Raw genomic sequence first — 25,956 nt, forward strand, 5'->3', positions numbered from 1 at the left:
ACGAAGGAGACGACCCATGGCCCTGATTTCGATGCGGCAAATGCTGGATCACGCCGCCGAGCATGGTTACGGTGTGCCAGCCTTTAACGTCAACAACCTGGAACAGATGCGCGCCATCATGGAAGCCGCCGACAAAACCGACTCTCCGGTCATTGTCCAGGCCTCCGCCGGCGCAAGAAAATACGCCGGTTCCCCCTTCCTGCGCCACCTGATCCTCGCGGCCATCGAAGAATGGCCGCACATCCCGGTGGTCATGCACCAGGACCACGGCACCAGCCCCTCCGTGTGCCAGCGCTCCATTCAACTGGGCTTCAGCTCGGTGATGATGGACGGCTCCCTTGGTGAAGACGGCAAAACCCCGATGGATTACGACTACAACGTCGACGTCACCCGCCGCACCGTCGACATGGCTCACGCCTGCGGCGTATCGGTAGAAGGTGAGCTGGGCTGCCTCGGCTCCCTCGAAACCGGTCAGGCCGGTGAAGAAGACGGCATCGGCGCGGAAGGCACCCTGGACCACAGCCAGATGCTGACCGACCCGGAAGAAGCCGCTGACTTCGTCAAGAAAACCCACGTCGACGCCCTGGCCATCGCCATCGGCACCAGCCACGGCGCCTACAAGTTCACCCGTCCGCCCACAGGTGACATCCTGGCCATCGAGCAAATCAAAGCCATTCACAAACGCATTCCAGACACCCACCTGGTCATGCACGGCTCCAGCTCCGTACCCCAGGAGTGGCTCAAAATCATCAACGAATACGGCGGCGAGATCCCGGAAACCTACGGCGTGCCGGTAGAGGAAATCGTCGAAGGCATCAAACACGGCGTGCGCAAAGTCAATATCGACACCGACCTGCGCCTGGCCAGCACCGGCGCAACCCGCCAATTCCTGGCCCAGAACCCGGCCGAGTTTGACCCGCGCAAATTCCTCAAGGCAACCATGAAGGCTATGACCGATGTGTGCATCGCCCGCTACGAAGCCTTCGGTTGTGCCGGCAACGCCAGCAAGATCAAGCCGATCAACCTGGAGCGTATGTTCGAGCGGTATGCGGCTGGCGAGCTGGACCCGAAGGTTAAGTAAGCTTCGGAGTTCGTTACCCTCCTAGCCTGCGGGCTATGGAGTTAAATTGGGGCGGAGGCCCTGTTCAAAACACGCCCGCAAGTACGTCCCTGTAGGGCTTGGCTGTGGCCATCCATGGCCACAGACAGTTTTGAACAGGGCCCACGCCCCAATTTCGTCTGACTTTGCTGATATACCGTGATTGTTTGAAGAGCCGGCCATAACCTCAATAAACAACAACCCCAGCCTTGTAATTTCCAAAACCTCATCAACTATAAAGAATAGTCGACGAGCAAAACCGCTCCGCAGAATAACCAGTGGTGAGGCCCCGAATGGACTTCAAAGACTATTACGCCGTGCTCGGTGTGAGCGAGTCCGCCTCTCCCGAGGAAATTAAAAAATCCTACCGCAAGCTCGCCCGGAAGTATCACCCGGACGTCAGCAAGGAAAAGAATGCCGACTCGCAATTCAAAGACCTGGGCGAAGCCTACGAAGTATTGAAAGATCCCGAAAAGCGGACCGAATACGATCAGCTGCGAAAGTACAACGTACGGGAGGATGGCTCGTTTCAGCCGCCTCCGGGATGGCAGAGCGCCTCCGGTTTCGGGCGTGGTGGTTACACCGAAGCAGACGCCCGCCAGTTCAGCGAATTCTTCGAAGAAATTTTTGGGGGTGGCCGTGGCGGGTATTCGAGCCAGGGCTTTAGAGGCGGCCATGATTTTCGTCAGAGTAATCGCATGCGGGGCGAAGACGTCCACGCCCGGCTGGCCCTGTTTCTTGAAGAAGTGTTCCACGGTTGCGAAAAGCAGGTGTCGTTCATGGTTCACGAAGCCGATGACCGCGGCCGGATCGTGTCACGGTCGAAGCACCTGAAAGTGAAAATTCCTGCTGGCATGCGTGACGGTCAACACCTGCGCCTGAAAGGGCAGGGCTCGCCGGGTGTGGGCGGCAGTGAGGCCGGGGACCTGCTGATTGAGGTGGAGCTGGCACCTCACCCCTTGTTCAGTGTTGAAGGCCGTGACGTGATGGTGACAGTGCCGGTTACGCCTTGGGAGGCGGCGCTCGGCGCGTCGGTCACCGTGCCGACAGTGGGCTCCAAAGTCAGTGTGAAAGTACCCAAAGGCTCGTCCAGTGGTCGCAAGCTTAGACTCAAAGGCAAAGGGCTGCCGGGCAAGTACCCGGGGGACCAGATCGTGATCCTGCAAATCGTAATGCCCGAGCATCACTCCGACGCAGCCGCAACGCTCTACGAAAAGCTGGCTGAAGCGGAAAAGCAGTTCAACCCACGCAGCAAGCTTCATGTGTAAGCTGGGGAGTTGCGAATGACCAGTAAAGATCCGATTCTGGTTGTGGGTGCGACCGGGGGGAGTGGTGATGCCCCGACACTCAGCCCCGACCGTTTTCTATTCCCGCTTTTCCAGCGCCTGAATATCCGCGTAAATCTTCTCTGCTTCTTCCATCAGCGTGCCATGGGCACGTAAATCGCCGTTGCGTTGTGCGTGAAGCGCTTTGGTCAGCTTGTCTTCGTACGCTTTCTGCAGTTTTTTCTTCGGGTCACTTTTCAAAAATCCCAGCATGAATCGTTTCCTGTCTGTTGCCGTGTAGGAAGAGCTTACGCGGTCGGTCGTTAAAAGTTCATCAAATTTTAATGCACAAAACTGGACATTCAAAATAAATTGGGATTAAATTCCCAAAATATAGTTTGGGCTAAGCGACCACGATGATGACAACGTCCAACACCCACCCCCTGCATCGGGCGCTGTATCGCATTCTACGCCCGCTCGCCCGGCTCCTGCTTCGCAATGGCATTCCATTCGGTGAGTTTTCGGATCTGGTCAAGCGCGCGTATGTGGAAGCAGCCCTGGAGGATTTCGGCGATGGTCGCAAGAAACCTACGGATTCCCGGGCAGCCGTGATGACAGGCCTGACCCGTAAAGAGGTGAAGCGTCACCGTGAAATCCTTACCGGTGAAGGCACCGGTACTGCACGGACAGGCCATGCCAACCGGGCTTCACGGGTGGTGTCTGGCTGGGTGCACGATGCGGCCTTCCAGAACCGGAACGGGGAACCGGCATTGCTTGATTTTGACGGGCCGCTGAGCTTCAGCGAACTGGTAAAACGCTATAGCGGCGATATGCCGCCCAGGGCGGTGTTTGATGAGCTTGTCCGGGTGGGTATCGTGGGTGTTGACGATGCAACCGGCAAATTGGTGTTGAAGCAGCGTGCCTACGTACCAGCCGGAGACAGCGAGGAAATGCTCCAAATCTTCGGTGAAGACGTATCAGACCTTATAGCAACGGTTGATCACAATCTGGTCAGTGGTGAGTCAGGCAGTCAGCCACTGTTCCAGCGTACGCTGACGTACAACAACGTTCCCCCGGAAATCATAGACCGCTGGCGCAAGCACGCCGCGGCACAATCCCAGGCACTCCTGGTGCAACTCGATCAGTGGCTGGGGCCCCATGATCGCGATATTGCAGGCGCATCAGGGCACAGCCAGAGCGGGGAGCCGGTCAGGACCGGCATCAGCATTTTCTATTTTGAGGACCCGGTCCAGCCGGGTTCAAGTGGGGAGCCAAGCGAATGACTGTCATGAGTGGACCCGGCAAAACCTGCCGCTGGGAACCTGCCGAGCTGGTCAGCACCTTGCTGTCAGCCGGTGCCCGACAGGTTGTGCGACTTTGGATCAGCGCGGCTAACTACCTGGACGATTACAACGAGCCGGTCATCTTGAATATAGCCGGGCACGGCGCAAACGGCTTTGAGCGATTGGTCACTCAGGCGAGTCAGGACCTGACTCCGTCGGTCATCCTCAACGAACTGCTCCGCAAAGGCATTGTGGAAGAACACATCAACGGGCAACTGCTGTTGCGCCGAAGTGCCTACGCGCCAGGCCAGCCCCGTCTGCAGAATGGCTGGCAACTGGAGCGAGCCCTGAACATGGCCCCGCCGATCCGGCGCCGGCGGTATAATGACATCGGATAAACTGGCCGTTACGGCTGATCATGGAGAGCTAGCTATGAAACCGTTTCCCGGTAACCGAACACTGACCTCTCACGCAGCCCCTCTGGCCGCGTTGATACTCGTGGGCTGCGGTGGTAGCGGAGGTGGGGTCGGGATCGGAATTAACGTCCGTTCATTGAGGTTGAATATACGGAGGAGCCCACCACGGGTAGCGGAAACTTCGTGGCCGAGGAAGTTGAACTGGAAGAAGACTAATATCGGCCTTGCTCAGCCGCAGAGCCGTTGTCTGGCGCGGTGATACTCGCTGGTAAGCCGTGCTACCAACGCCTCAACCGACAGCACATCGTGAATCTGGCTGACCCCCTGACCGGCGGACCACACGGTTTTCCACGCCTTGGCTTCGTCAGCAATGGGTTTGAGCTTTTCCCCGTAATTCACTTCGCCAGTCTGGTTCAGCTTGTCCATGGGAAAGCCGGCCGCCTCCAGGCTCTGGCGCATAAAGCTGGCGGGCACGCCAGACACCGCCGGCGTGTGAATGATGTCGCCAGACACCGCCTCAATAATCATGTTGCGATAGGCCTCGTCGGCCAGGGATTCCTCGGTGTTGATGAAGCGCGTACCCAGGTAGGCCAGGTCGGCACCCATTGCCTGCGCTGCCAGCAGGTCTTCACCCTGAGACAAACCACCGGCCAGAAGGATCGTGCCCTCGAACACATCGCGAATCTCGTGCACCAGCACAAACGGGTTGATGGTGCCGGCATGGCCGCCCGCTCCGGCGGCGACCGCGATAACGCCGTCCACTCCGGCTTCCGCCGCTTTTCGGGCGTGTTTTTGGTTAGTGACGTCATGGAACACCACGCCACCGTAGCTGTGCGCGGCTTCCACCACCTGGCTGGCGGCACCCAGCGAGGTAATGATCATGGGCACCTTGTGCTTCACGCACAGTTCCAGATCCGCCTGCCAGCGCGGGTTGGTGCGGTGCACAATCAGGTTGACGGCGTACGGGGCAACCGTCGTATCGGGGTTCTGCTCAGTGAACGCGGCCAGTTCCTCGTTCATCTGAATCAGCCATTCCTCGAAGCCCTCGCTGGTGCGTTGGTTCAGCGCCGGGAAACTTCCGACAATGCCCTGCTTGCAGCAGGCCAGAGCCAGTTCCGGGCCGGAAATCAAAAACATGGGGGCTGCCACCAGCGGCAGAGACAGGCAGTTTTTTAGGGAATCGGGCAAAGCCATGAGTATTCCTTAATTTTTGTTGGAACTTTAGTAGGATATAAAGGATCTTAGCGTGCTTACGAAACTCTGAACATATCCTGTCACCAATCAATAACACAGCAAGAAATAAAAAAGGAGCTTGTATGGGCGAAGCAAAACGTCGCAAGGAAACCGGTCAGCCTTCACCGGCAAAAAATAGCAACCGTAAGCCACTCGCTCTGGGGGTGTCGGTGCTGGTCATTTTGTTGGTGATCATTGGCGTGTTCTTCCTGACTGCCGCGCCGGATAAAACCTCAGACGAATTGCCCGTTGCCGCACCAGACGCCGACGCATTCCCGGCCGAACTGGACCGTTATGGGGTGTCCGTGGGCGATGAAGGCGCACCGGTGGTGGTTCGGGAGTTTGCCGATTATCAATGCCCCGCCTGTGGGCGATTCTCTGATGCCAGTCAACGCCTCAAAGAGGAGTATGTGGAGTCCGGGCGCGTCCGTTTCGTATATTTCGATCTGCCCTTGCAGCAGCACCAGAACGCGCAGCCAGCGGCCCAGGCGGCACGGTGCGCCGGCGACCAGGGTGCCTATTGGGGCATGCACGATCAGCTCTTTGACATGCAAACGGAATGGAGTGGTTCCGGCGATCCGGTGGCAACCTTCTCACGGTACGCCACTGACCTCGGGTTGGAAGAGCGTCGTTTCCGCCACTGCATGAACACGGAACTGCACAAGGAAGCTGTGGAGCAGAGTTTGCGCGTGGCCATGCAGATGCGTGTTACCAGCACGCCGACTGTACTGGTGGATAACATCCGCCTGACCCGCCCGGGGTGGGGGCAGTTGTCCGCCGTGGTGGAGCGCGAACTGGCAAACAGTAATCAGGATTAACTTGATTGGAGCCACGGGTTGATTAGAATCTGGGCTCCTTGACCAATACACATGCTCCGGATTTACGATCCGGCCCGCAGGAGTAAATATGAGTCACAACGTTGTGGTCTGTGCGCTTTATAAGTTCGCAGTGCTGAATGATTACAAAGCCCTTCGCCAGCCATTGGCGGATCTGCTGCTGGCGAAAGATGTGCACGGCACGCTGCTGCTGGCGCGAGAGGGTGTGAATGGCACCATCGCCGGCAGTCGCGAGGGTATTGATGCGGTAAAAGAATGGATCGGCAGCGATGCGCGTTTTGACGGTATCGATTACAAGGAATCCTTCGTGGATATCCAGCCGTTCAAACGCACCAAGGTGAAGCTGAAGAAAGAGATCGTCACCATGGGAGTGGATGGCATCGACCCCCAGCGCATTGTCGGCACTTACGTGCAGCCCAGTGACTGGAATGATCTGATCTCTGACCCCGACGTAGTGTTGGTGGATACTCGCAACCAGTACGAGGTGGAGATCGGAACGTTCAAAAATGCCGTCAATCCGGCCACTGACACGTTCCGCGAGTTTCCCGAGTATGTGAAGCGAAACCTCAATCCTGCGAAACACAAGAAAGTCGCGATGTTCTGCACCGGCGGTATCCGTTGCGAAAAATCCACGGCGTTTCTGAAAGAGCAGGGGTTTGAGGAGGTGTATCACCTGCACGGTGGCATTCTCAAGTACCTGGAAGAAGTACCCGAGGAAAACAGCCTCTGGCAGGGCGAGTGTTTTGTTTTCGATGATCGGGTAACGGTGAACCACAAGCTGGAGCGCGGCGGCTACGACCAGTGCCACGCCTGCCGCCGGCCGATCACCGACGAAGACAAAGAGCGCCCGGAGTACGAGCAGGGTGTGAGCTGTCATCAGTGCATCGAGTCACTGACCGACGAACAGAAAGCCCGATTTTCAGAGCGTGAGCGGCAGATGCGTCTGGCACGGGAGCGTGGCGAGGTCCACGTCGGTGGCGAGGCCGCCCGCCTCATTGCTGAGCGCAAGGCCCACAAAAAGGCGGAGCGTGAACGTCAGGCGCGCAAAAGCGTGGCGGGCGAGCGGGCCGGGTAATCCGCGAACGCGTAAAAGGAGACTCCATGGGACTGAAACAGGCTACGGCCATCACCGCCATTCTGATGTCGCCCCTGGCGGGAGCCGACGCCAAAGATTGGGAAGGTGAGGTGGAGCTGGGTGTGCTGAAAACCACCGGCAACACCGAGGAAACCAACGTCAATGGCCGCCTCGGCCTGGTTCACGAAGTGACGGAATGGCGGAACATCGGTAATTTCCGCTCGGCCTACTCCGAAGCGCAGGATGAAACCACCGCCGAGCGTTACCGCGCCGAACTGGAAACCAACTACAAGTTCGACGAACACCACTATGTGTTCCTACGCGGCAGCTATGAAGACGACCGCTTCTCCGGGTACGATTTCCAGTCTTCCTCCACCGCCGGTTACGGTAACCGCTTTCTGAACTGGGGAGAACGTTCCTTCCTTGACCTCTCTGCCGGTCTCGGTTACCGGTATAACAAGCTGGAAGTGCCAGACGATGACGGCAACCGTGAGGAAGAAGAGGCCATCGCGCGGCTGGCGGCCCAGTTCGATTTCGCGCTGTCCGAAACGTCCCTGTTCCGCCAGAAGCTGAGTACGGAAATCGGTCTGGACGATAACAACGTGATTACCGAATCGGAAACGTCCATCCAGGCCAGTGTTGTCGGCAACCTCTCGCTGAAAGTGGCGTACCGGGTTGAACACGTATCCGACGCGCCGCCCGACTCGGACGACACTGATACGGAAACCTCCTTGTCGCTGCTATACGGTTTCTGACATTCACACCTTGTTGCGCAGGCCGAGTTCGTCCGGGTAGGGCGTGAGATACTGTTGAGTGTTCAGGTAGTCCACGGGCTCCCGGCGCTGGGCCATGCGCAGCAGGGTCATCGGCACGATGAGGGGAATCTCCCCCCGGTGGTAAGCCTCAATCTGTTCCATCAGCACTTTGCGATCCGCGTCCGCCATGGCGTCCCGCAGATAGCCCATCAGGTGCTGCATGGCGTTGACGTGGGACCCGCGGCTGACTTTCTGGCTCATCGCCTCCATAAACCCGTGAATGTAACGGTCGGCCAGATCGGCCAGCGACTGCGATTTCAGATCCCCTAACATGGGGCCAAGCTGGCGGTAAATGCGTTCGGAATGGGCCAGCAACTGAAACTTGTGGCGGGTGTGGAATTCGATCAGCGCTTTGGGAGAGAGGTTGCCCCCGGCCACGTTCTGCATCCAGTCGTCGTAAGCGAATACCCGTTCAATGAAGTTTTCCCGCAGCATGTCATCATTCAACCGGCCTTCTTCCTCCACCGGCATAAGCGGGTAAGTTCTGATCAGCGCCTCCGCAAACATGCCACGACCATCACGGTGAACCACCTGGCCTTCTGCGTTATGGACTTTGATGCGTTCCATACCGCAACTGGGGGATTTGGCCATCAGAATATAGCCACGCAAGTCGGCCAATGCCGGCATGACCTGATCAATAAATGCCTGCATGGATTCGGTGTGGTCCGCGGTGCCTTTGGTGTCCGTCAGCCGCAGGCCATTCTCGTATTCGCGCAAGTGAATGGCCGGGCGCGGTACACCCAGCCCGGCCTCCAGTTCCGGGCAGACAGACCGGAATTCAAAATGCTTTGAGAGGATCTGCGTACATTAGCGGGAATGTTTGTGGCCGCCGTCATGGCGAACTTCCTTGCCAAGCAGACAGGCGCTTATTCCTACGGGGATGCCACTCACACTGTTTCTCCGATCATGAACGTACACAGGAAATACGTGATTCCAGTCTAAACCGATCAGGGCAGGGGGCGAAAGCGCCGCCTCAGGCGCGGTGGCGGCGTTTTCGTTTTTTATCAGCCTGCGCGAGGGTGGTGGCGTAGATCCGCCGGATATCGTCCGCGAACCGGTCGATGGAAAAGTCCCGGGCAAAGGCCAGTGCCTGCTTTGCCAGTTCCTCACGATGTCCGTCGTTCTCCAGTAGCTGCCTGACAGCTTCTTGCCACTGATCCTGCCTTTCCGGGGTTTTGAAACCATTGACGCCGTGGCGAACCACATCGTCTATGCCGCTGGAACGCACGGCCACCACCGGCAACCCGGCCGCCATCGCCTCCAGGATGACCATGCCCTGGGTTTCGGATTTGGAGGCAAACACAAAGGCATCCCCCAGCCTGTACCAGATGGCCATGTCATCGGGCGGCACGGCACCGACCAGCGTGACGTGATCGTCCAGCTTCAGGTGTTCGAGTTTTTGCTGCAGGCGATCTTTCTGGTGCCCGTCACCGATCATCAGGAAACGGAAGGGTACGTCGGTCTGGTGGCGCAGCTCGTTGATGGCTTCAATCATGAAATCGATGTTTTTCTCGTTCGACAACCGCGACACGCTGATAAGGACTTTTTCGGCGCCCAGCCCGAGTTGCTTGCGAAGATCCAAAACCTGTTCCGGGGTGACGTCCTGGAAACGTTGATATTCAATGCCGGTCGGCTGAACGAAAGTCGGTGTTTTGACGCCGATCATGCGCAGGTACTCCTCTGTGGAGTCGGTCGGCACAATGATCCCGTCACACTTATTGGCGAAGCGTTTGATCAACGCGTGAGAGATCAGGTTGCGAAACAGCATGCCCGGCAAGGGCACAAAGTGGGCGTAGTGTTCCAGGCGGGTGTGGTAGGTGTAGATCGCCGGTACCCTGAGCCTGCGGGCCATAAACAGACCCAGCGAACCCAGCCAGATCGGGTGGTGAAGGTGAATGATGTCCGGCCGGAAGTCGCGAACACCACGGCGGATGCGGGCCAGAAAAATATTCGCCAACCGGAATTCCCGTTTTTCTCCCATCGCCAGTAACGACGGCACTCGCAGCACCCCGGATTCCTCCGGAGATTGGTCCCGGTATCGGGGGGCCACGATCAGCAGCCTGTCACCCAGATGCTCCAGCCCGCGGCGAAGCCGGTCAATGGAAATGGGCACACCGCCGATGAATGGCAGATAGTTGTTGGTGAACATGGCAATGCGCAGGGGTTTATCCAGCCAGGGGGCAGGGTCCAGGTCGTAATCCGGGTAATAGTCCTTGGCCACGAAGATGGCACCGTAGAGCTTGATAGCGACGGCGGCGAACAACGCCACGATCAGCAGGAAATTGATATAACCGGTGTAAAACAGCGAGTAAATAAAGAACCAAAGGCCTTCCAGACGTTTGAGGACAGGGTGCTGGCCATTGCCCACCCGCTGCAGGCTATGGCTGACCTCGCCATCGGCGCTCACGTCCACTCGCACGTAGTGGTAGAAGCTGGTGTCATCGTTCAGTATCAGCCCGCCGGCACCGCCGGTGGTAATAAACTGAGTGTTACCGCTCTGGGTTTCGGAAAAGGCCGACAGGTTGGCCGAGAACACGCGGTCTATGTCGTATCGGTCGGCGATGCCAATCAGGGCTGCGCGAAACTCAGCAGGGTGGAGGTAGTCTTCATCCCGGTCAAAAGGCATATCGCCTTCTGGCTCGAACGGTGGGTGCCCGATAAAGGCAATCCGTGCTGCGGACGAGTCCTGACTCAGCAAGTCATCCAGCCAGCGTACCTGCCACTGCCAGGGCGTTTTGCCGGTACTGTCGAGAAACATCAGGCGGGCGTTTCCGACGGCCACACTGAAGAAATGCGGACCGAAGTGATCGTAGAAACGGAAACTGCCAAAGTCCTCGTATTCGTGGGCTCCGAACGTTAGCAGGTAGGGCATGTCGAGGTGGCTGAGGGTGCCATGAAGGGCGCGGTATTTGTCCTCACCGCCGCCGCTTACGGCATTGCCGGCGGACACCATGAAATCGAGATCAGAGTTGTTGAGCAGGGGAATGATCCGCTGCTCAAAAATCCCCACGGAGTTGTTGATATTGCCAACCACCGCAAAGCTGAACGGCTCGCCCGCCTGAGTCAGCCGTTCTATACGCTCCACCTGCCCGGTATGGACGCCCTCGTACTCTTCCATAAACAGGTTCAGGTAAAGCTTGTAGCCCACCAGCAGAACTACAATCAGCAGGCAGAGGTAGAACAGCAGTTTTAAAGGATTGCGAAAGATCATCGCTATTCCCTGCGTTGTCTGAGAACTTCCGCCTGAAGCACCACAAGGCCGATCAGCATGCCCAGATAAATGGTCAGTAGCCGCCAACTGATGATAACCAGAATCAGGTGGTTGCCTGAAAGAATATCGCGAAAAAAGCTGCCAAACACACCCTCTGATATGCCCGATGTCCCAGGCGTGGGTGAGAAATACATCACGAAGGTGGTAACGACCAGCAGCCCGAGCGACGCCAGATAGTCCACCTCATACCCGAGACTGGCCATCAGCAGCGCCGGAAAGCTGAACAGGCTGAGCAGAAACACCACGGTGAACAGCACCGACAGCGCGATGAACAACGGTCGCCCGCGCAGGTAGTCGCTGAAACTGTGGGAAAACCGCAGCATCTCCCGCCGCGCCTTGAATTGCCAGCGCTGATGGCGAGCGTCCCCGATAAAGTGGGCCCGGCGCAGCGCCGCCAGCACTTTGCTGAGGGGGCCAATCAGCCAGCGCGTTCTGAACAGCAGCACCGCGAAAAACCCAAGGTACAGGGCAATAAAAATGGCGAGGGCGATGCCCACCTCGCCGGCTATGGAGTGGCCGTTGAAGGCGTCCAGGGTCAGCAGGAATATCGGGGTCAGAGAGAAGATGAACAGCACCGCCAACACCGTGCGGATGGTGGTCGCCGCAGTTGCCCGGCCCACGGGAACGCCGTGATGGTGCAGGTACCAGATCTGCGCAAAGCCGCCGCCCGTGGCCATGGGCGTCACGTTGGAGAAGAACAGGTTGATGAACACCAGGCGGAAAATCGCCTTCAGCGAGAGCCGGTGCCCGAGTGCCCGCAGGGTGAAGTGCAGGCGCAAGCCGTCGGCCGTAAAATACACCAACAGCAGGGCGAGGATGGCCGCGAGCGTTTCGGGGGCAACCAGCCGGGCGTCGAAACTGAGGCTGCGCCCGGCGAAGCGGTCATAAACGGCATACAGGCCCACACCCGTAAGCGCAATAAAGATCAGGCTGAACAGCGCCAGCCGTCGCCCGGACGTCCGTTTTGAGTATGTTAGGTCGGTGGAGTCCGTCATGACAGGCCCTAGGAAGCCAGAGCCTGTTGAATCAGCTTTTTCTGGTGCTCGGCGAATTTCCGGATCAGCAACTGGGCCGTGGCTGAATCCCTTGCCATGACCGCTAGTGGCAACTCAGTGAAAAATTCGCTGGTCTGGGCCAGGTCTTGCTGGTAACGCTCGGCACTCAGGTAATAGGCACGGCTGACCGCCGGCTTGAAATTGGAGAGCGCCTCGGTGAGGTAGGGATTACCGACCACATCGCAGCAGACTTCCATGACCTCAAAGCTGGTCTCAACAATCGCGGCAATATCGGCGGACGGCTGCTTCATTTGCTCGGTCACCTTGCCGACTGCGTCCAGCATCGGTTGCTTGTCTTTTTCCTGCCAGCGCTCGCTGACCCGCACCGCGAGCATCATCAACAGATGCATGTAGACATCGTAAAGCTCAGCGGCGTGGGCTTCGTCCAGTTTGGTGGCCGAAGCGCCCTTGCGGGGGGTGATCTCCACCAGGTGCCAGCGCTCAAGGGTGTAGAGCGCTTCCTTCACTGACGCTCGGCTCACCTTCAATTCCGTGGCCGTGGTGGCCTCATGAATGCGATCACCCGGGCGTATCTGTCCGGTCATGATACGCTCAGCCAAATAGTTGGCAATTTGCTCCGCGAGGGTGTTGGGAACCTGAAAATCCATAATGGCTCTCTGAACAGGACATTTTCGGGACTCGATGTGGGCCGGAGTCTATCACAGCCCCTTGAAATCTTACTGAAACGCACACAGGTATACTGTCTGAATCCTGACAAACAGAAAGGAACCGATCATGCCCAAGCACTTTGAACAGGCCCCCGGCCTGCACGAAGCACCGGTACCGGAAACCGAAGGCTATGTCTTCAACCAGACCATGATGCGCATCAAAGACCCCGAGCGCTCCCTGGACTTCTACACCCGTGTAATGGGCATGCGCCTTGTCCGGAAACTCGATTTCCCGGAGATGGAGTTCACCCTGTACTTCCTGGCTTACCTCGATGACCGCCAGGCCAACACCGTGCCCACCGACGATGCTCACCGCACCACCTTCACCTTCGGCCGCGAAGCCATGCTGGAGCTGACCGACAACTGGGGCACGGAAAAGGAAGCGGACTTCAGTTATCACAATGGCAACGACCAGCCTCAGGGCTTCGGCCACATTGGCATGGCGGTACCCGATGTGTACGCCGCCTGTGAGCGCTTTGAAAAGCTTGATGTGGAATTCGTCAAGAAGCCTGACGACGGCAAAATGAAAGGGTTGGCTTTCATCAAAGACCCGGACGGCTACTGGATCGAAATCCTGCAGCCGAACATGCTGGAGAAACAGCGCAAGAGCAGCTGATCGGCCAGCTTTAAATCAGGTCTTTTGAGCAGTGCCGGCCGTTGCCCCGGCACTGCTCCGTGACGCTACGATCACCGCTGTGGTGAGAATCAGCGCGCCCGCAACACCGACCACCCCCAGTACTTCCCCAAGAACCAGCCAGGCCAGCAGGGCCACAAACAGCGGCTCCATAGTCACGATGATGCTCGAAAGAGTCGCCGGTGTGGTCTTCATACCGGTAAAAAAGCTCACATAACCGATGCAGGTGGGGACCACGCCAATGTAGGCCACCATCAGCCAGTGCTTGATGCCCAACGAACCGAGGCCGGCGAAACCGTCAATCGCAAGCAGCACAACGAGCAGCACCAGCGCCGCCGTGGCGAAACAGATGAACGCGGTGGTGAACACCGGTGTGCCGGTGGAGGTATGGCGGCTGGTCAGGGTGAAGCCGGCGTAGACCACGGCGGCGAATACGGCGACAAGAATACCCGCCAGACGCAATTCGCCGGCGGTGCCCATGTCACTGACCACCAGCATGGAAGTGCCGATGATGGCGGCGACGAGGGCCAGTACCGTGACCAGGCTGGGTGTTTCGCCCAGTATTGGTGCCGCCACGATGGCCACCAGAACCGGTGCCAGGCAGAGCGCAATGAGGGTGGCGATACCGGCACCGGTAAGGTCCACGGCAATCAGGTAGCTGCCCTGGTAGCAAGCCTGGAACAGGCCCAGGGCGGCCAGCGGAATCAGGGCTTTCAGGGTCAACAGGGGTTGGCGGTCGGCGGCTGGCTGACGCTTGGCCAGTTGGTGTCGTTCACGCAGCATTAATACGAAAAAGAATGGCAATGCCACCGCAAGCCGCAGGAAACCGAGGGTGATGGCCTGCAGTTCGGTGCCGGTAAACAGGAATTTGGCAACAACACCGGTGGTGGCCCACAGCAAGGCGGCCAAGGCTATGAGGAGTGCACCGTGTATCATCGGTTATCGGCCCAGTTCCGTGAAAACAAGGGCGTGAGGTTAACAGTGCCGTATTGGCGACGCCAGTGGCAAAGAGTAGCGGAGCCCGCACGGCACCGCCGGGCACGGCTTACTCAACGGTGAGGCTGTCGGCGTTTTTCTGGACCGTGCGCGCACCAATGCCTTTGACGTTGGCCAGGTCTTCCGCAGACTGGAACGGGCCGTTGGTATCACGGTAGGCGACAATCGCTTCCGCTTTGCTCGCACCAATGCCATTCAGGCTGGCGAGCGTTTCTACGTTCGCGGTGTTGATGTTAATCGAAGCGGGTTCGGCGTGGGCAAAGCCGGTAAACAGGCTGAACAGCAGAACGAGTGTGGCAATCATTGGGGTAGCTTTCATAGGGTAAACTCCTGGAGCTGAATACTGTCGTTATAGTTGGATGCCAGAACGCAATCAGCAGGAAGTTTCGCTTTTCGGATAGATGCCGCAGGTAGATACAAACTGGAAGGTATAGAAAGTGCACGGGGCAGGACCACCTTCCGTGTGATCCTTTCTCCGTGGCTGACCCCCGCCTGATCCTTCAGGCTGCACACGTCCTGTGTGCTTCATCCCTGGTGGTCGTCCCTGCCTGCCCGGTTCCTTGGGCTGCTCCGTATCCCTGGAGTCATCATCATCCTTGCGCCAACGTTCCTTGCTGGCTTGTCATCCCTGACAATCGATAGTCTACAGGGGTCGGGATCTGCAGATATCGGACATTCGCTCTCGGTGTTGTGCGATATCTCTTACAGATTCGTGAGCCGGTGGCGCGGTCTGAAAATGAACCGGAGTTCAGTGTTTATGCGGTCTCCCGGGCAATTTGTTGCCCGCGCGGATGGGCTGCCCTAGCCAATATTACGGCGAAAGGCACACCCTCTGGGACCTGGACGTACCCCAGGGCCAGTGCACCTGCGTAATGGGCCGCAACGGCGTGGGCAAAACCACCCTGATGAAATGCATCATGGGCGAAGAAACCACCAAAAGCGGCAGCATCGAATTCGCCCAAGATGTGGAACTAACCAAAAAGAAAATCGAAGATCGCTCACGCCTCGGCATCGGCTACGTGCCCCAGGGCCGGCAAATATTCCCCCTGCTGACCGTGGAAGAAAACCTTCGCACCGGCCTGGCCGTGCGTAAGGACGGCAGCAAGAAAATCCCCGAGCGGGTGTATGAGCTGTTTCCGGTACTGAAGGAAATGAAACACCGCAGAGGCGGCGACCTGTCTGGTGGGCAGCAACAGCAGTTGGCCATTGGCCGGGCGTTGGTGATTGAGCCCAGGCTGCTGATTTTGGATGAACCGGGGGAGGGGATTCAGCCGAATATAGTGGCGCAGATTGGGGAGGTTATTCGCAGGCTGATTGAAGAAGACGGGCTAACGGTGCTGCTGGTTGAGCAGAAATTGCCGTTTGCTAGGAAGTATGCGGATCGGTTTGCGATTTTGGATCGGGGGAGGCGGGTCGCTGAGGATGAGATTGCGGGGTTGACTGATGAGTTGATAAAGAAACACCTGACGGTGTAACAAATTTCAGGGAAGCCATCACCATGCTAGATTCCTGTACTGTCTCGAAACCGGTCTTCCGAGACCCGGTAGGTTATCGTAAAGAAGCCTTTCTGCATCGGTTCAGCGCAGCCCCTCGGTACTGGTGCCAAATCGCACCGGACCAGTATCGACAACCTTTCTGCCACCTTCAGCCTGGAACTGTCTGACTTCACCCTGTAGGTGATCGACGTCTCCAGCGGCGACAAAATTCCGAGAAAAGGCGGCCCCGGCATCACCAAATCCGACCTTCTGATCATCAACAAGATCGACATCGCCGAACAGGTACACGCCTCCCTGGACGTAATGGACCGCGACTCCAAAAAAAATGCGTGGCGAACGGCCCTTTGTGTTCACCAACCTGTATGACGGGGTAACGCTGGAAACCATCATTAGCTCCATTCTGGAGCGCGGAATGCTGCCGGAGCGTAGGCCTGAGAAAGTGGCGGCGTCTGCCTGATTAAACAGTTTTGGTTTAAACCGTTAACGGAGAAACAGACATGAAAAGAATTCAAAAGAACGGTGCTGGTGTGGGGTTGCTAGTGGCCTCCACTAACGTGCTGGCGCACTCGGGGCATGAGGCGATTGGTGATATGCTGCACATTGAAGATTTGTTTGCGGCGGGGATTGTTGGGGCGATTGTGCTGATGGCCTGGAAGAAGGTTAAGTCCCAAAGCGAGGACTGAGCGCAAAGCTTCGTCCCATCACAAAAAAAGGCTGTACGGGAGACCGAGCAGCTTTTTTTGTCACTAAAAATGTCGATTTTTATAAGAAAAACAAGCGCAAGGCGATGAAATGGTCTAGGGTAATTGGGTGTTCGTTATGGAAGCACTGACCGTTAAGGAAAATGTCCGATGGACTCTGCAGTACTGTTACAGCCTCTTGAAAAGCTATGGTACTTCATACCACTCATCGCGTTGTTGGCGATATTCGGTTCTCGCCGCTTTAAGGGCCATGTTGGGGAATCCTTGGTCAATGTCTCTGCTCGGCTATCTCTGGACAAAGACCGTTACCACCTGATCAAAAACGTCACCCTAACCACGGAAGACGGCACCACCCAGATCGACCATATCATCGTCTCCCAAGCAGCGACGGGTGATCCGAGAGTAATGTGTGGCTAGGTGGCCGGGTTTACGAGAGCGTGGAGTATGCAATGGATTTTTTGAGTGGAATCACGATAGCTGTCGTAGCTTCATTTCTTAGTGCCTGGTTGACTCTTAGGCGCTTTAGGACCGAGCGCTGGTGGGAAAGGAAAGCTGAAGCCTACATTAACTTGGTAGAAGCACTTCACGAAATGAGCCTCGTGCCTAGTGAAGAAATCGCTGCAGGCGCCGGTCATCGGAAGGAGTTAGCTGAAGACGAAAAAGCCGAACTCTGGGAGAACTTTGAAAGGGCTAAGAAGAAGGTTTGGAAAATAGCTGATAGTTCAGACTTTATTATTTCTTCAGATGTTCTAGAGGTGATTCAGGAAATGAACAGGGGACTTGGCCATGCCAGTCATAATACTAATTGGATAGAGTTTTTAGATGACTCTAACTCGGCAATAAATGAGTGCCTGAACAAGGTAAAGAAAATCGGTGCCGTGGAGCTCGGGATAAAAAAAGGTCCCGATTGGGACCGTTGGATTCCCGCCAAGATCAAGGCGTACATCGATGATTTCAAATCTCTAGTGAATAACATAGTTAAAAAGCCCAAATAGCCCTCCATTGAATTATTAGGGCATCTATAAAAAGAAACGTAGTGCTGTAAAAGGAGTAGTACTCAATGGGATACGAACAATGGCCAAACAAACCACTTTCGCCTCAATCTATAGAGCTTGACTCTGATAACCCTCGACTTCCAGGTTTATCTCACAATGCCAGCCAGGCCGATGTCTTTAAGGAAATATTCGAAGCTGGTAAAGCTAGGGAGATGGTTCGTTCCATTGCAAAGGCGGGATACTTCCCAGATCAACGGGTTGTTGTTATCCGAAAGGAAGGATCAAAAAGCAAATTCATAGTGGTCGAGGGAAATAGACGGGTCTGTTCATGCCGCGTTCTCCTAAAGCCAAAGCTGGCTCCGGAGAAGGATCAGCGATTTGTTCAGAAGTGGGCGAGTCTCGCGGAGCCTGTGCTCGATAGCTTTAGGAAAATCCCAGCAGTCATTGCTCCTTCACGAGAAGCGGCAATGCAACTGATCGTGTCACGCCATCTGAATCAGGCACCTGTTCGCGGTTGGTCCCGCTTTGCCCAAGGAAAATTTGCTATCAATGCTATGGATGCGGGTGAAGACTTAGAGTTTGTAGAGCAAGAGACGGGGTTAAAAGTCGCTGATTTGCGAAAAGCTATTCAAGAAGCACGCCTTTTCGATTTGTTTCTGGGCTTGGACTGGGGCGACGACGAGCGCGAAAAACTATTAGAAAATGTCGACAGCTTTCCCATTGAGGCACTGTCTCGTGTACTGAAAAGTCCTGCTACCAAGGAGCGATTCGGTGACATTGAGTTTGATGTCAAGGGTTGGCCTCAGTTCAGTTGGGATGCGAGCAAGACCAAACTTTTTCTGAAAAGATTGGTTTATGATTCCGTCCCGTACTTTGGAACAGGTAGTGAACAGAAAGCAGAGCTGAACAGTCGTACCACAAATAGCAAGACCGAGATTGGGGACTATCTCGACAAGCTGCCCTCAGAGGTTAAGCCGGAGCGCTCATCAAAGTCCACTTCAGGTAGTGAACTGGTAACCCAGGAGACTGTGCACCCTCCAAAACAAACGCCATCCCAGCCGAAGAAGCCCACCAAGCGGCCTCCACAAAAAAGGCAGGGGCCAGCGCTCGATGCAGATATCGACTGCAACCTGAATAATGACAAGGCGAGCGCACTTCTGGACGAGCTCCAGGGAATCTATCCGGAAAGACTGCCGAACGGAACAGCCTTGCTTCTCAGATCGCTTTTGGAGGTGGCTTTGATTGCTCGCATGAAGAAAGTTGGCAAATGGGGTGAGCTCATGGCAAAGCATGCTCCAGCCGGATCCAAGGGGTATATCCCCGGGTTGGAAAAAATCATCACCTTTGCGGCTTCGAGCGAGAAAACCATACCGGATGACAACCTCCGCAGAGGCGTTCAGGACCATCGAACGGTCCCGAAAACCTTTCTTAATATGGCGGCCCACAATGATCAGCACGTTCTGGTCCCGCGTGATGTGAGAGACATTATCACCAGATTACAGCCGCTGTTACGGTTTTTGCTGCAGGGCTAAAAATCGATGGCCATGGGCCAGCCATTTTGATAAGTTCAGTTCAAAATCAACAACAGAGACGTGGCATGAACCGGCGTGACTCATCATTTGCATGTAATTCTGCTAAAGACTTCTGGAAAGTGAACTTCCAGGAAGCTTTCCGGCGAGAGAAATTACCGAGAGATCTTACACCGCTTCGATATCCTGGTGGGAAAGGCTCGCTGAAGTATTTTCTGGCCAATATTGTCCATGCCAATGGGAAGACCGAGGGCACACTTATCGAACCATTCTGTGGTGGCGCCGGCGCATCGATTCCGCTGCTGGATGCCGGGATAATCAGCCGGCTTTACTTGAATGACGCAAACCCTGCCATAGCGGCATTCTGGGATTCGGTATTCAATGATACAGATGCCTTCATCAGCTTGGTTGCCTCGACACCAGTCACGATTGAGCAATGGCACCGCTGGAAAGAGGTGATCAACTGCCCCGAAGAAGCGTCGACGTTAGAGCTCGGTTTTGCCGCGTTTTTCATGAATCGGTGCAACCGTTCTGGACTTCTGAGTGGTGGTCCTATCGGTGGATTAAAGCAAACCGGAAATTACAAGATTGATTGTCGATTTAACCGTACCGCACTGATCGAGAGGGCCGAAACCATCGGCCGACACAGAGATAAGGTTGTGGTTTCCTGTGGGGATGCCTGTGATCTGTTACGTGGTCTGGATGAATCAGTGGTCAGTGATTCTCTGATCTTCCTTGACCCGCCTTACGTGGTCCAAGGCGGAAACCTGTACAAAGCAAATATATTTGATGAAGCGAAGCACCGGGAACTGGCAGAGTTTATCAAGTGCAAAGCATGGCGCTGGGTGATTACCTACGATGATCATCCCCTCATCCACTCCCTGTATGCCGAGCGGACAATGGGAGTCCTTGAGCTGAGCTATCTCATGCAACAGGCGAAGATTGGAAGGGAGCTTCTCGTAGCTTCATCACTGTGTCGTATTCCATTGCCGCCACAGGTTGAAGAAGAGCTTGGCGCATTTCCCAGCGATAGCCTTACCGCTGCAGAGGCATTAGAAGCGTGAGGCTATGTTTTTGACTCGGCATTGATCGCGGTAATCGGAAAATCGGGACAGTTCTGTTTTTTGGTGGCGACAAACCTGTCTGCCGCCCTCAGGCCGGAACTTTCTGATCTTACCTTGCTCTGTACGTGGTCAGTGTATCGGCAAAGACGCACGAAAAAGATCGCCGAAACCGCGTAAGGCAAGGGCTAAAGGGCCATGAATACATGTAATTGACTACTGATGGTCGCCTCTACAGCAACCTCCACTCATTCTGGCAACGAAGCCATTGGTTATGTGCTGCATATTGAATGCTTCTTGGTGGCTAGTGCGACTGTCGCTGTGACCTTGTACGGATTAAGTCGGCACAAACGAGACGTTAAAATGAATTTGATATTGACGTCGTTCTGACTCGATTGAGGTGATATTAACGTTAAGAAAAAAATAGAAAGCTGCGGGGCAATACGTGATTCGCAGCCTTTTCAGTGGAAGAAATTTATACGTTTTGGTGCCTGGCGCAGACACGAGGTGACGAGATGATCTACCTTGTGGCTATGGAATCATGGAAGAATCAACATTTAGGAATAGAAGATGATGTCCATCGCATTGATACAGTTTCTTTTATACCTGTAGTATTCAATTGCATCCTTATTGCCGTATCATCGGTTCATGTGTCCGATGGAGAAAGGCGTCAAACTGTGTGATTTATAGATTCTCCATTCGTTAATCTTAAAAAAACGGGTAAGTGATGGCTATCAGAAATTTTGCAACTAGAATGTCTTGTTTTTCTTTGGTTTCCTCTATTGAAACGGATCTTAGAAATTTCATATTCAATGAGTTGCCTGATGACAGATTTGATATTCTTCCGGATGACGTGGTTGAGAATGCTAGGCAACGGTACTTCGATCATAAAAAAGAAGCCTACTCAAAAGAGGGGACACTGAATGAGCTATTAGAGTTCTTGGACTTCTATGACTTAAGTAAAGTACTTCATAAGTTAAAGCCGATACAGAGCCAATTTTCCAATGAAGATATTCTATATATCTGTCAAAACCTAGAAAATCTTACAAAATGTAGGAATAGGGTGTGCCATTCCCGACCTTTAGAGCCTAATGATTTAAATGATCTTTTGGATTTTGTTTATGAGTTAAATAAAAGAGGCGGAGGGATGTTATGGAAAAATATAAACGAGGCACGAAAAAATCTGGATAATCCAGCATTCGCTTTATCTCTTAATATTCCAAATTTTTGGAAAGAATCAAAAAAAACTATTTCTCATAATTTGCCACTTCCAGAATTTGATGACACTGGGTTTATGGGCAGAGAAAAAGATAGAAAATCTATAAATAAGCTTTTGACCTCTAATACAAAGGTTATTTCAATTGTTGGTGAGGGTGGTGTAGGAAAAACAGCCCTAGCTCAGAGATGCCTTTATGACATCCTGGAAATTTGTGAAGATGTTAGCGTTAATGAACCAGTATTTGAGATAATAGTTTGGGTAACGCTCAAAGCTAATCGTCTCACGGTTAAGGGAATTGAGCAGATAAAAAGTGCGGTTGACACAGGAGCTGGGTTGTTCCACGAGGTTTCGAAAAATTTATCAGGGCTTGATCCAAGCAATGCTAAAACAGCATTGGCGGAAATTTCGGAATATATGTCAGAGTTTAGGATATTGCTGTGCATAGATAACCTCGAAACGATATCAAGTGAGGAAGTTCGAGATTTTTTAGCGGATGTACCCGCGGATTCTAAGGTATTAATAACAACTAGAATCGGTCTTGGTGAAATAGAGTATCGTTATAAGTTGGACAATCTTGACGACAAGCACGCTATTGAATTGATGAGAACTATGTCTAAATTGTTAAACCTTGATAGCTTGTATAAGAAAAAGAATGATATATTAAAAAATTTATGTGTCAGGTTATATAATAATCCCCTATTAATTAAATGGTATGTTCTTGCTGTTGCTGGTGGCAAATCACCTTCCGATTTGATAGACAAAAAGAATGTGAGTTTTACGGACGCGCTTCGGTTTTGTTTTGAAAATCTTTACGACAGACTTGGAAGTGTTGAGTCAAAAGTAATATCAATAGTTGCTTGTATGCGTCGGCCGGTTTCTGCTGTTGAGCTCAGGTTTTTTCTGGGTGAGACGCCTGAAATAGAAGTTGAAGAGGCTCTACATCAGTTAAACAATTCAAGTATGTTGGTTTCCACGGGCGACCGTTTAGAGAGGCAGGAAAGGCTTTACAATCTTACGGGAGTGGCGGAAGAGTATATAAATAGTATTCGACCTGTGAAAGATGATATATACCAATTGGTAAAGGCCAAAAGGAAAGAGCTTCAAAAGATACTCGATCAACATAGTATTATCAGAAATCACTATAAGTATGACGTTAATGCTATATCTTGGAAAACAAGAGATGAGAAGATTTGTTCGATTTATTTAAAGAAAGCACTCATAGAAGCTAAAAAGGGAAATTTTGAAGGTTCTGAAAGCCTTGTGGATACTGCGAAGAAAATGATGCCAGAATTTTCGGAGTGTTATAGGATTCATGGTATGATTTTGAAAGAGCAGAATCCCTTTAAAGCAGGATCTCAGTATGATACTGCGGTTGATCTAGCTCCCCATTCTGCGATTTCTCATTATTCATATGCGCAGTTCTTGATCGCGGAAGAAGATTTCGACAGAGCCTTAGAGCAAATAAACGAAGCTGTAGAAATTGATTCCGATGATAACGCATTGAAAACCTGTAAGGCTTGGATTCTTACTTTGAGCGGCGACTATAAAGATGCTTCAGTTTTGTATGAAGAATTGATTCCGAATCAGAAGGGGCAGCTTAGAAAGTTCAGGATTAGTACTTTTGATCAGGCGTCTACATGTTATCGGCGCATGGGTGAGCTTTATTCGAGAGATAATGATTTGGAAGAGGCTAGGAAGTGTTTTCAGCGTGCTGGCTCAATCCTTGTGAATTCGATTAAAGAAGAAGACTTCGATCATGGGACAGTCTCAAAATTGGTTAGCCTTTTTGGTCCGCTCGATGCGCTTGGCAAAAAATCTAATGATTTCTCTTTAATTTTTTCTATTATTGATTCAATTAAAGATAATATAAAACGGTTTAATGTAGGATCCTTGCAAGCAATAGACAGTAGTGTTGCTCGAAATATTGAAGCTTTTGATGATAGTGTAAAACAAAAGATTATAAGTTTGAAGGAAGAAATTAGATTTGCCTGGACTCCTGAAGGTGCTGATCGCATCTTAGGCACAGTTTCTAGGATCGTAGAAAAAACGAAGGGCGTTTCGTTTGGTTTTATATCTGGAATAGATGAAGTGGAATATTTTTTCCATAGAGGCGAATTGCATCCCCCGAATATACTTGATGAGGAATTTAAGAGGAACGTAACTTTTAAACCGAGTGAGAACGACCGGGGACCGTTTGCTGAAGAAATTCGCCTTGCAGATAAATAAGGCGCGTTTCGTTTGAAAGATGGCAGAAAAGGGGCGAATCGGAAGGAAAGCCGGGACAGATTTATTTTGTACACACTGTTTTTTGGCTTCATCAACCCATTCCGAAAAATATCTATCAAACAAGAGCTATCAAACAGACATGACGAGAAAGACATTAGGTTTAACCCGGAAACCAATTAAAGACGCCAAACCAGTGGCTGAGGAAGCCGAAGCTAGGGTTGAGGGTGAGGCTGATCCACAAAAACGTTTTTTAAACGGTGTGGCTATCAATCCAGCGCCGGGGATTCGTTTGGAGTCAGGTTCAGAAAAGCTCACGGTGCGAGCGATGGATTTGATCACGCCGATTGGAATGGGGCAGCGAGGTTTGATCGTTGCACCGCCGGGGTCTGGAAAATCGACGATTTTAAAAGATATTTGCCAGGCGGTGGGAAAGGCGTATCCCGAGATTAAACTTTACGCATTATTGATAGATGAGCGACCCGAAGAGGTCACTGATTTCAAGCGTAGCGTCCCGGCTGAGGTACACGCTTCTTCTTCGGATGAGAGCTATGCTCACCACGTTCGCGTTGCCGATGAGCTTCTTGATATCGCCCGCCAACAAGCTGGCGAGGGTCACAACGTCATGGTTGTGATTGATTCTCTCACGAGGCTTTCGCGTGTGCATAATGCGGAGCGAAAGAGCAGCGGTCGCACTATGTCTGGCGGGGTTGATGCGCGAGCGATGGAGATCCCGCGGAGGTTGTTTGGCGCTGCACGAAACATTGAGAATGGCGGCTCGCTTACCATTTTGGCAACCGTTCTGGTTGATACCGGTAGCCGTATGGACCAGGTTATATTTGAGGAATTTAAGGGCACGGGGAACATGGAGCTGGTTTTATCAAGAGACGTTGCGAACCAGCGAATCTTCCCCGCGCTGGACATTTCGAAAAGCAGTACACGCCGTGAAGAGCTGCTGATAGATCCGAAATATTTAGACAAAGTAAGAGCGTTGCGCCGGGCACTTAGCGGTCTCAAACCGCTAGAGGGCACGAGAAAGCTGGTTGAGCTGCTTGAGAAGTACCCCACAAATGCCGAGCTTCTGAGCAGCATCCCCGGGGCGCACACCGATTGAATCTGCGAAAAACCGGGGCAGATCTATTTTCCCAGGATCGATACCATGCCTATGCGCGCGAGCGACGGACCGAAGAAGACAAGCGATATGAGCACCGCTTCAGCGGCCTATCCAGTCGGTACGCCCGGCAATCCCTGGGGCGACGCGGAACGTTCCCAGTGGTTGTTACGGCAGACCCGTCAACGCAGTTACGAATCTGATGTACTGAGCGTGATCGAGCGGTTGCGTTCGCGCTTCGACGTGCAAGAGTATGGCCGCCTGGAATACGGCCCGGACGTTTATCCGCTGATGGCGATCCGCAGCCGCGACTGGCGTGCTGATCGGCCGGTGGTGCTGATAACGGGCGGAGTGCATGGTTATGAAACAAGCGGTGTACACGGCGCGCTGCAGTTCGTTGAACAACATGCACTGGATTATGCTGGTCGTGTAAACCTACTGGTCGCGCCTTGCGTCAGCCCCTGGGCTTACGAACGCAGCCAGCGCTGGAACGCGAACGCGATTGATCCCAACCGCTCGTTTCGTGATGACGGCCAAGCCGGGGAGTCAGCGGCGCTCATGCAACTGGTCGCTTCGATAGACGAGCCAATACTGCTGCACATCGACCTGCACGAGACGACCGATACCGACGAGACCGAGTTCCGCCCAGCGCTTGCGGCCCGCGATGGCAAACCGTTTGAGCCGGGTGACATTCCGGACGGCTTCTACCTGGTGGATGACACCGAGAGCCCGCAGCCTGAATTTCAGCAGGCGTTGATCAAGGCGGTGGAAAAGATCACCCATATCGCGCCGGCGGATGACAACGGTGAGATCCTCGGCTCATCGGCGGCCGCTCGGGGCGTTATTCAGTATCCGCTGGCGCAGCTTGGCCTTTGCACCAGCATGACCAACGCCCGCTACAGGACCACCACCGAGGTATACCCCCCCTCTGTCAGCCTAGTTGTCCAGTTGGCGGTTCCGCCTGAATTTCATTAG

General features: G+C 53.9%; 25 protein-coding genes and 1 pseudogene. 18 read left to right on the forward strand and 8 right to left on the reverse strand.

What is annotated here, in order from left to right; genetic code table 11:
* Window positions 1-16: 16 nt before the first annotated feature.
* The gene (gene fba / locus WD429_RS04510; RefSeq protein ID WP_368420980.1) at window positions 17-1,081 is read left to right on the forward strand and encodes a class II fructose-bisphosphate aldolase; all 1,065 of its coding nucleotides are present in this window, start codon (window positions 17-19) and stop codon (window positions 1,079-1,081) included.
* Between the two features lie 311 nt (window positions 1,082-1,392).
* A complete protein-coding gene (locus WD429_RS04515; protein WP_368420981.1) occupies window positions 1,393-2,367 on the forward strand; it encodes a DnaJ C-terminal domain-containing protein in 975 nt (324 codons plus the stop codon).
* A gap of 96 nt (window positions 2,368-2,463) precedes the next feature.
* On the opposite strand, the gene WD429_RS04520 is transcribed toward WD429_RS04515, so the two are convergent.
* Window positions 2,464-2,637: a DUF6435 family protein gene (locus WD429_RS04520; RefSeq protein ID WP_368420982.1), complete on the reverse strand. Its 174-nt coding sequence runs from the start codon at window positions 2,635-2,637 to the stop codon at window positions 2,464-2,466.
* A gap of 143 nt (window positions 2,638-2,780) precedes the next feature.
* On the opposite strand from WD429_RS04520, the gene WD429_RS04525 reads away from it, so the two are divergent.
* Window positions 2,781-3,647, forward strand: coding sequence for a DUF6502 family protein (locus tag WD429_RS04525; RefSeq protein ID WP_368420983.1), 867 nt, complete (start codon window positions 2,781-2,783; stop codon window positions 3,645-3,647).
* A complete protein-coding gene (locus WD429_RS04530; RefSeq protein ID WP_368420984.1) occupies window positions 3,644-4,045 on the forward strand; it encodes a hypothetical protein in 402 nt (133 codons plus the stop codon). Before WD429_RS04525 ends, WD429_RS04530 begins: the two co-directional genes overlap by 4 nt.
* Before the next feature lie 246 nt (window positions 4,046-4,291).
* Here the strand turns inward: WD429_RS04530 and WD429_RS04535 are convergent, their stop codons facing one another.
* On the reverse strand, window positions 4,292-5,257 hold the full coding sequence (locus WD429_RS04535; protein ID WP_368420985.1) for an NAD(P)H-dependent flavin oxidoreductase: 966 nt from the start codon (window positions 5,255-5,257) through the stop codon (window positions 4,292-4,294).
* A 122-nt stretch (window positions 5,258-5,379) separates the two neighbouring features.
* Here WD429_RS04535 and WD429_RS04540 point away from each other — a divergent pair, with 122 nt between their 5' ends.
* The 3 genes from WD429_RS04540 (at window position 5,380) to WD429_RS04550 (ending at window position 7,962) form a co-directional block, all read left to right on the forward strand.
* Window positions 5,380-6,114, forward strand: a complete 735-nt coding sequence (locus tag WD429_RS04540; protein ID WP_368420986.1) for a DsbA family protein — start codon at window positions 5,380-5,382, stop codon at window positions 6,112-6,114.
* 88 nt (window positions 6,115-6,202) lie between these two features.
* The gene (locus WD429_RS04545) at window positions 6,203-7,207 is read left to right on the forward strand and encodes a rhodanese-related sulfurtransferase (RefSeq protein WP_368420987.1); all 1,005 of its coding nucleotides are present in this window, start codon (window positions 6,203-6,205) and stop codon (window positions 7,205-7,207) included.
* Window positions 7,208-7,233: 26 nt separating this feature from the next.
* Complete coding sequence (locus WD429_RS04550; RefSeq protein ID WP_368420988.1) at window positions 7,234-7,962, forward strand: YdiY family protein; 729 nt, start codon at window positions 7,234-7,236, stop codon at window positions 7,960-7,962.
* 3 nt (window positions 7,963-7,965) lie between these two features.
* Here the strand turns inward: WD429_RS04550 and WD429_RS04555 are convergent, their stop codons facing one another.
* The 4 genes from WD429_RS04555 to WD429_RS04570 all read right to left on the reverse strand — a co-directional run bounded on the left by WD429_RS04555 (window position 7,966) and on the right by WD429_RS04570 (window position 12,956).
* A complete protein-coding gene (locus tag WD429_RS04555; protein WP_368421003.1) occupies window positions 7,966-8,820 on the reverse strand; it encodes a YbgA family protein in 855 nt (284 codons plus the stop codon).
* A 175-nt stretch (window positions 8,821-8,995) separates the two neighbouring features.
* Complete coding sequence (locus tag WD429_RS04560) at window positions 8,996-11,233, reverse strand: glycosyltransferase (RefSeq protein ID WP_368420989.1); 2,238 nt, start codon at window positions 11,231-11,233, stop codon at window positions 8,996-8,998.
* A 2-nt stretch (window positions 11,234-11,235) separates the two neighbouring features.
* Entirely contained in the window at window positions 11,236-12,288 is a 1,053-nt protein-coding gene (locus WD429_RS04565; RefSeq protein WP_368420990.1) for a YbhN family protein, read from the reverse strand.
* Between the two features lie 8 nt (window positions 12,289-12,296).
* Complete coding sequence (locus WD429_RS04570; RefSeq protein ID WP_368420991.1) at window positions 12,297-12,956, reverse strand: GntR family transcriptional regulator; 660 nt, start codon at window positions 12,954-12,956, stop codon at window positions 12,297-12,299.
* A gap of 127 nt (window positions 12,957-13,083) precedes the next feature.
* On the opposite strand from WD429_RS04570, the gene gloA reads away from it, so the two are divergent.
* Window positions 13,084-13,632, forward strand: coding sequence for a lactoylglutathione lyase (gloA, locus tag WD429_RS04575; protein ID WP_368420992.1), 549 nt, complete (start codon window positions 13,084-13,086; stop codon window positions 13,630-13,632).
* Window positions 13,633-13,647: 15 nt separating this feature from the next.
* Here the strand turns inward: gloA and WD429_RS04580 are convergent, their stop codons facing one another.
* Window positions 13,648-14,586 (reverse strand): DMT family transporter, encoded by a 939-nt coding sequence (locus tag WD429_RS04580; RefSeq protein ID WP_368420993.1) that lies wholly within the window; start codon window positions 14,584-14,586, stop codon window positions 13,648-13,650.
* Between the two features lie 109 nt (window positions 14,587-14,695).
* Window positions 14,696-14,965, reverse strand: a complete 270-nt coding sequence (locus WD429_RS04585) for a ComEA family DNA-binding protein (RefSeq protein WP_368420994.1) — start codon at window positions 14,963-14,965, stop codon at window positions 14,696-14,698.
* 472 nt (window positions 14,966-15,437) lie between these two features.
* Here WD429_RS04585 and urtE point away from each other — a divergent pair, with 472 nt between their 5' ends.
* From urtE to WD429_RS04635, 10 genes and pseudogenes are all read left to right on the forward strand, one after another.
* Entirely contained in the window at window positions 15,438-16,121 is a 684-nt protein-coding gene (gene urtE / locus WD429_RS04590) for an urea ABC transporter ATP-binding subunit UrtE (RefSeq protein WP_368421004.1), read from the forward strand.
* A gap of 150 nt (window positions 16,122-16,271) precedes the next feature.
* Window positions 16,272-16,599 (forward strand): annotated as a pseudogene (locus WD429_RS04595) (GTP-binding protein); the annotation flags it as partial.
* A 40-nt stretch (window positions 16,600-16,639) separates the two neighbouring features.
* On the forward strand, window positions 16,640-16,825 hold the full coding sequence (locus tag WD429_RS04600; protein ID WP_368420995.1) for a hypothetical protein: 186 nt from the start codon (window positions 16,640-16,642) through the stop codon (window positions 16,823-16,825).
* Window positions 16,826-16,993: 168 nt separating this feature from the next.
* Window positions 16,994-17,260: a nuclease-related domain-containing protein gene (locus WD429_RS04605; protein ID WP_368420996.1), complete on the forward strand. Its 267-nt coding sequence runs from the start codon at window positions 16,994-16,996 to the stop codon at window positions 17,258-17,260.
* A 32-nt stretch (window positions 17,261-17,292) separates the two neighbouring features.
* Window positions 17,293-17,838, forward strand: a complete 546-nt coding sequence (locus WD429_RS04610; protein ID WP_368420997.1) for a hypothetical protein — start codon at window positions 17,293-17,295, stop codon at window positions 17,836-17,838.
* 65 nt (window positions 17,839-17,903) lie between these two features.
* A complete protein-coding gene (locus WD429_RS04615; RefSeq protein ID WP_368420998.1) occupies window positions 17,904-19,370 on the forward strand; it encodes a hypothetical protein in 1,467 nt (488 codons plus the stop codon).
* Window positions 19,371-19,435: 65 nt separating this feature from the next.
* Window positions 19,436-20,431 (forward strand): DNA adenine methylase, encoded by a 996-nt coding sequence (locus tag WD429_RS04620; RefSeq protein ID WP_368420999.1) that lies wholly within the window; start codon window positions 19,436-19,438, stop codon window positions 20,429-20,431.
* 724 nt (window positions 20,432-21,155) lie between these two features.
* On the forward strand, window positions 21,156-23,873 hold the full coding sequence (locus WD429_RS04625) for an NB-ARC domain-containing protein (RefSeq protein WP_368421000.1): 2,718 nt from the start codon (window positions 21,156-21,158) through the stop codon (window positions 23,871-23,873).
* Window positions 23,874-24,012: 139 nt separating this feature from the next.
* Window positions 24,013-24,984, forward strand: coding sequence for a transcription termination factor Rho (gene rho / locus WD429_RS04630; RefSeq protein ID WP_368421001.1), 972 nt, complete (start codon window positions 24,013-24,015; stop codon window positions 24,982-24,984).
* An 87-nt stretch (window positions 24,985-25,071) separates the two neighbouring features.
* A complete protein-coding gene (locus tag WD429_RS04635; RefSeq protein ID WP_368421002.1) occupies window positions 25,072-25,956 on the forward strand; it encodes a M14 family metallocarboxypeptidase in 885 nt (294 codons plus the stop codon).

This window comes from Marinobacter sp., assembly GCF_040904845.1.
Classification (GTDB): domain Bacteria; phylum Pseudomonadota; class Gammaproteobacteria; order Pseudomonadales; family Oleiphilaceae; genus Marinobacter.

Excerpts from the sequence above, each read along its gene's own strand:
- fba (WP_368420980.1), top strand. The coding sequence starts at position 17 with ATGGCCCTGATTTCGATGCGGCAAATGCTGGATCACGCCGCCGAGCAT.
- WD429_RS04515 (WP_368420981.1), top strand. The coding sequence starts at position 1,393 with ATGGACTTCAAAGACTATTACGCCGTGCTCGGTGTGAGCGAGTCCGCC.
- WD429_RS04520 (WP_368420982.1), bottom strand. The coding sequence starts at position 2,637 with ATGCTGGGATTTTTGAAAAGTGACCCGAAGAAAAAACTGCAGAAAGCG.
- WD429_RS04525 (WP_368420983.1), top strand. The coding sequence starts at position 2,781 with ATGATGACAACGTCCAACACCCACCCCCTGCATCGGGCGCTGTATCGC.
- WD429_RS04530 (WP_368420984.1), top strand. The coding sequence starts at position 3,644 with ATGACTGTCATGAGTGGACCCGGCAAAACCTGCCGCTGGGAACCTGCC.
- WD429_RS04535 (WP_368420985.1), bottom strand. The coding sequence starts at position 5,257 with ATGGCTTTGCCCGATTCCCTAAAAAACTGCCTGTCTCTGCCGCTGGTG.
- WD429_RS04540 (WP_368420986.1), top strand. The coding sequence starts at position 5,380 with ATGGGCGAAGCAAAACGTCGCAAGGAAACCGGTCAGCCTTCACCGGCA.
- WD429_RS04545 (WP_368420987.1), top strand. The coding sequence starts at position 6,203 with ATGAGTCACAACGTTGTGGTCTGTGCGCTTTATAAGTTCGCAGTGCTG.
- WD429_RS04550 (WP_368420988.1), top strand. The coding sequence starts at position 7,234 with ATGGGACTGAAACAGGCTACGGCCATCACCGCCATTCTGATGTCGCCC.
- WD429_RS04560 (WP_368420989.1), bottom strand. The coding sequence starts at position 11,233 with ATGATCTTTCGCAATCCTTTAAAACTGCTGTTCTACCTCTGCCTGCTG.
- WD429_RS04565 (WP_368420990.1), bottom strand. The coding sequence starts at position 12,288 with ATGACGGACTCCACCGACCTAACATACTCAAAACGGACGTCCGGGCGA.
- WD429_RS04570 (WP_368420991.1), bottom strand. The coding sequence starts at position 12,956 with ATGGATTTTCAGGTTCCCAACACCCTCGCGGAGCAAATTGCCAACTAT.
- gloA (WP_368420992.1), top strand. The coding sequence starts at position 13,084 with ATGCCCAAGCACTTTGAACAGGCCCCCGGCCTGCACGAAGCACCGGTA.
- WD429_RS04580 (WP_368420993.1), bottom strand. The coding sequence starts at position 14,586 with ATGATACACGGTGCACTCCTCATAGCCTTGGCCGCCTTGCTGTGGGCC.
- WD429_RS04585 (WP_368420994.1), bottom strand. The coding sequence starts at position 14,965 with ATGAAAGCTACCCCAATGATTGCCACACTCGTTCTGCTGTTCAGCCTG.
- urtE (WP_368421004.1), top strand. The coding sequence starts at position 15,438 with ATGGGCTGCCCTAGCCAATATTACGGCGAAAGGCACACCCTCTGGGAC.
- WD429_RS04600 (WP_368420995.1), top strand. The coding sequence starts at position 16,640 with ATGAAAAGAATTCAAAAGAACGGTGCTGGTGTGGGGTTGCTAGTGGCC.
- WD429_RS04605 (WP_368420996.1), top strand. The coding sequence starts at position 16,994 with ATGGACTCTGCAGTACTGTTACAGCCTCTTGAAAAGCTATGGTACTTC.
- WD429_RS04610 (WP_368420997.1), top strand. The coding sequence starts at position 17,293 with ATGGATTTTTTGAGTGGAATCACGATAGCTGTCGTAGCTTCATTTCTT.
- WD429_RS04615 (WP_368420998.1), top strand. The coding sequence starts at position 17,904 with ATGGGATACGAACAATGGCCAAACAAACCACTTTCGCCTCAATCTATA.
- WD429_RS04620 (WP_368420999.1), top strand. The coding sequence starts at position 19,436 with ATGAACCGGCGTGACTCATCATTTGCATGTAATTCTGCTAAAGACTTC.
- WD429_RS04625 (WP_368421000.1), top strand. The coding sequence starts at position 21,156 with ATGGCTATCAGAAATTTTGCAACTAGAATGTCTTGTTTTTCTTTGGTT.
- rho (WP_368421001.1), top strand. The coding sequence starts at position 24,013 with ATGACGAGAAAGACATTAGGTTTAACCCGGAAACCAATTAAAGACGCC.
- WD429_RS04635 (WP_368421002.1), top strand. The coding sequence starts at position 25,072 with ATGAGCACCGCTTCAGCGGCCTATCCAGTCGGTACGCCCGGCAATCCC.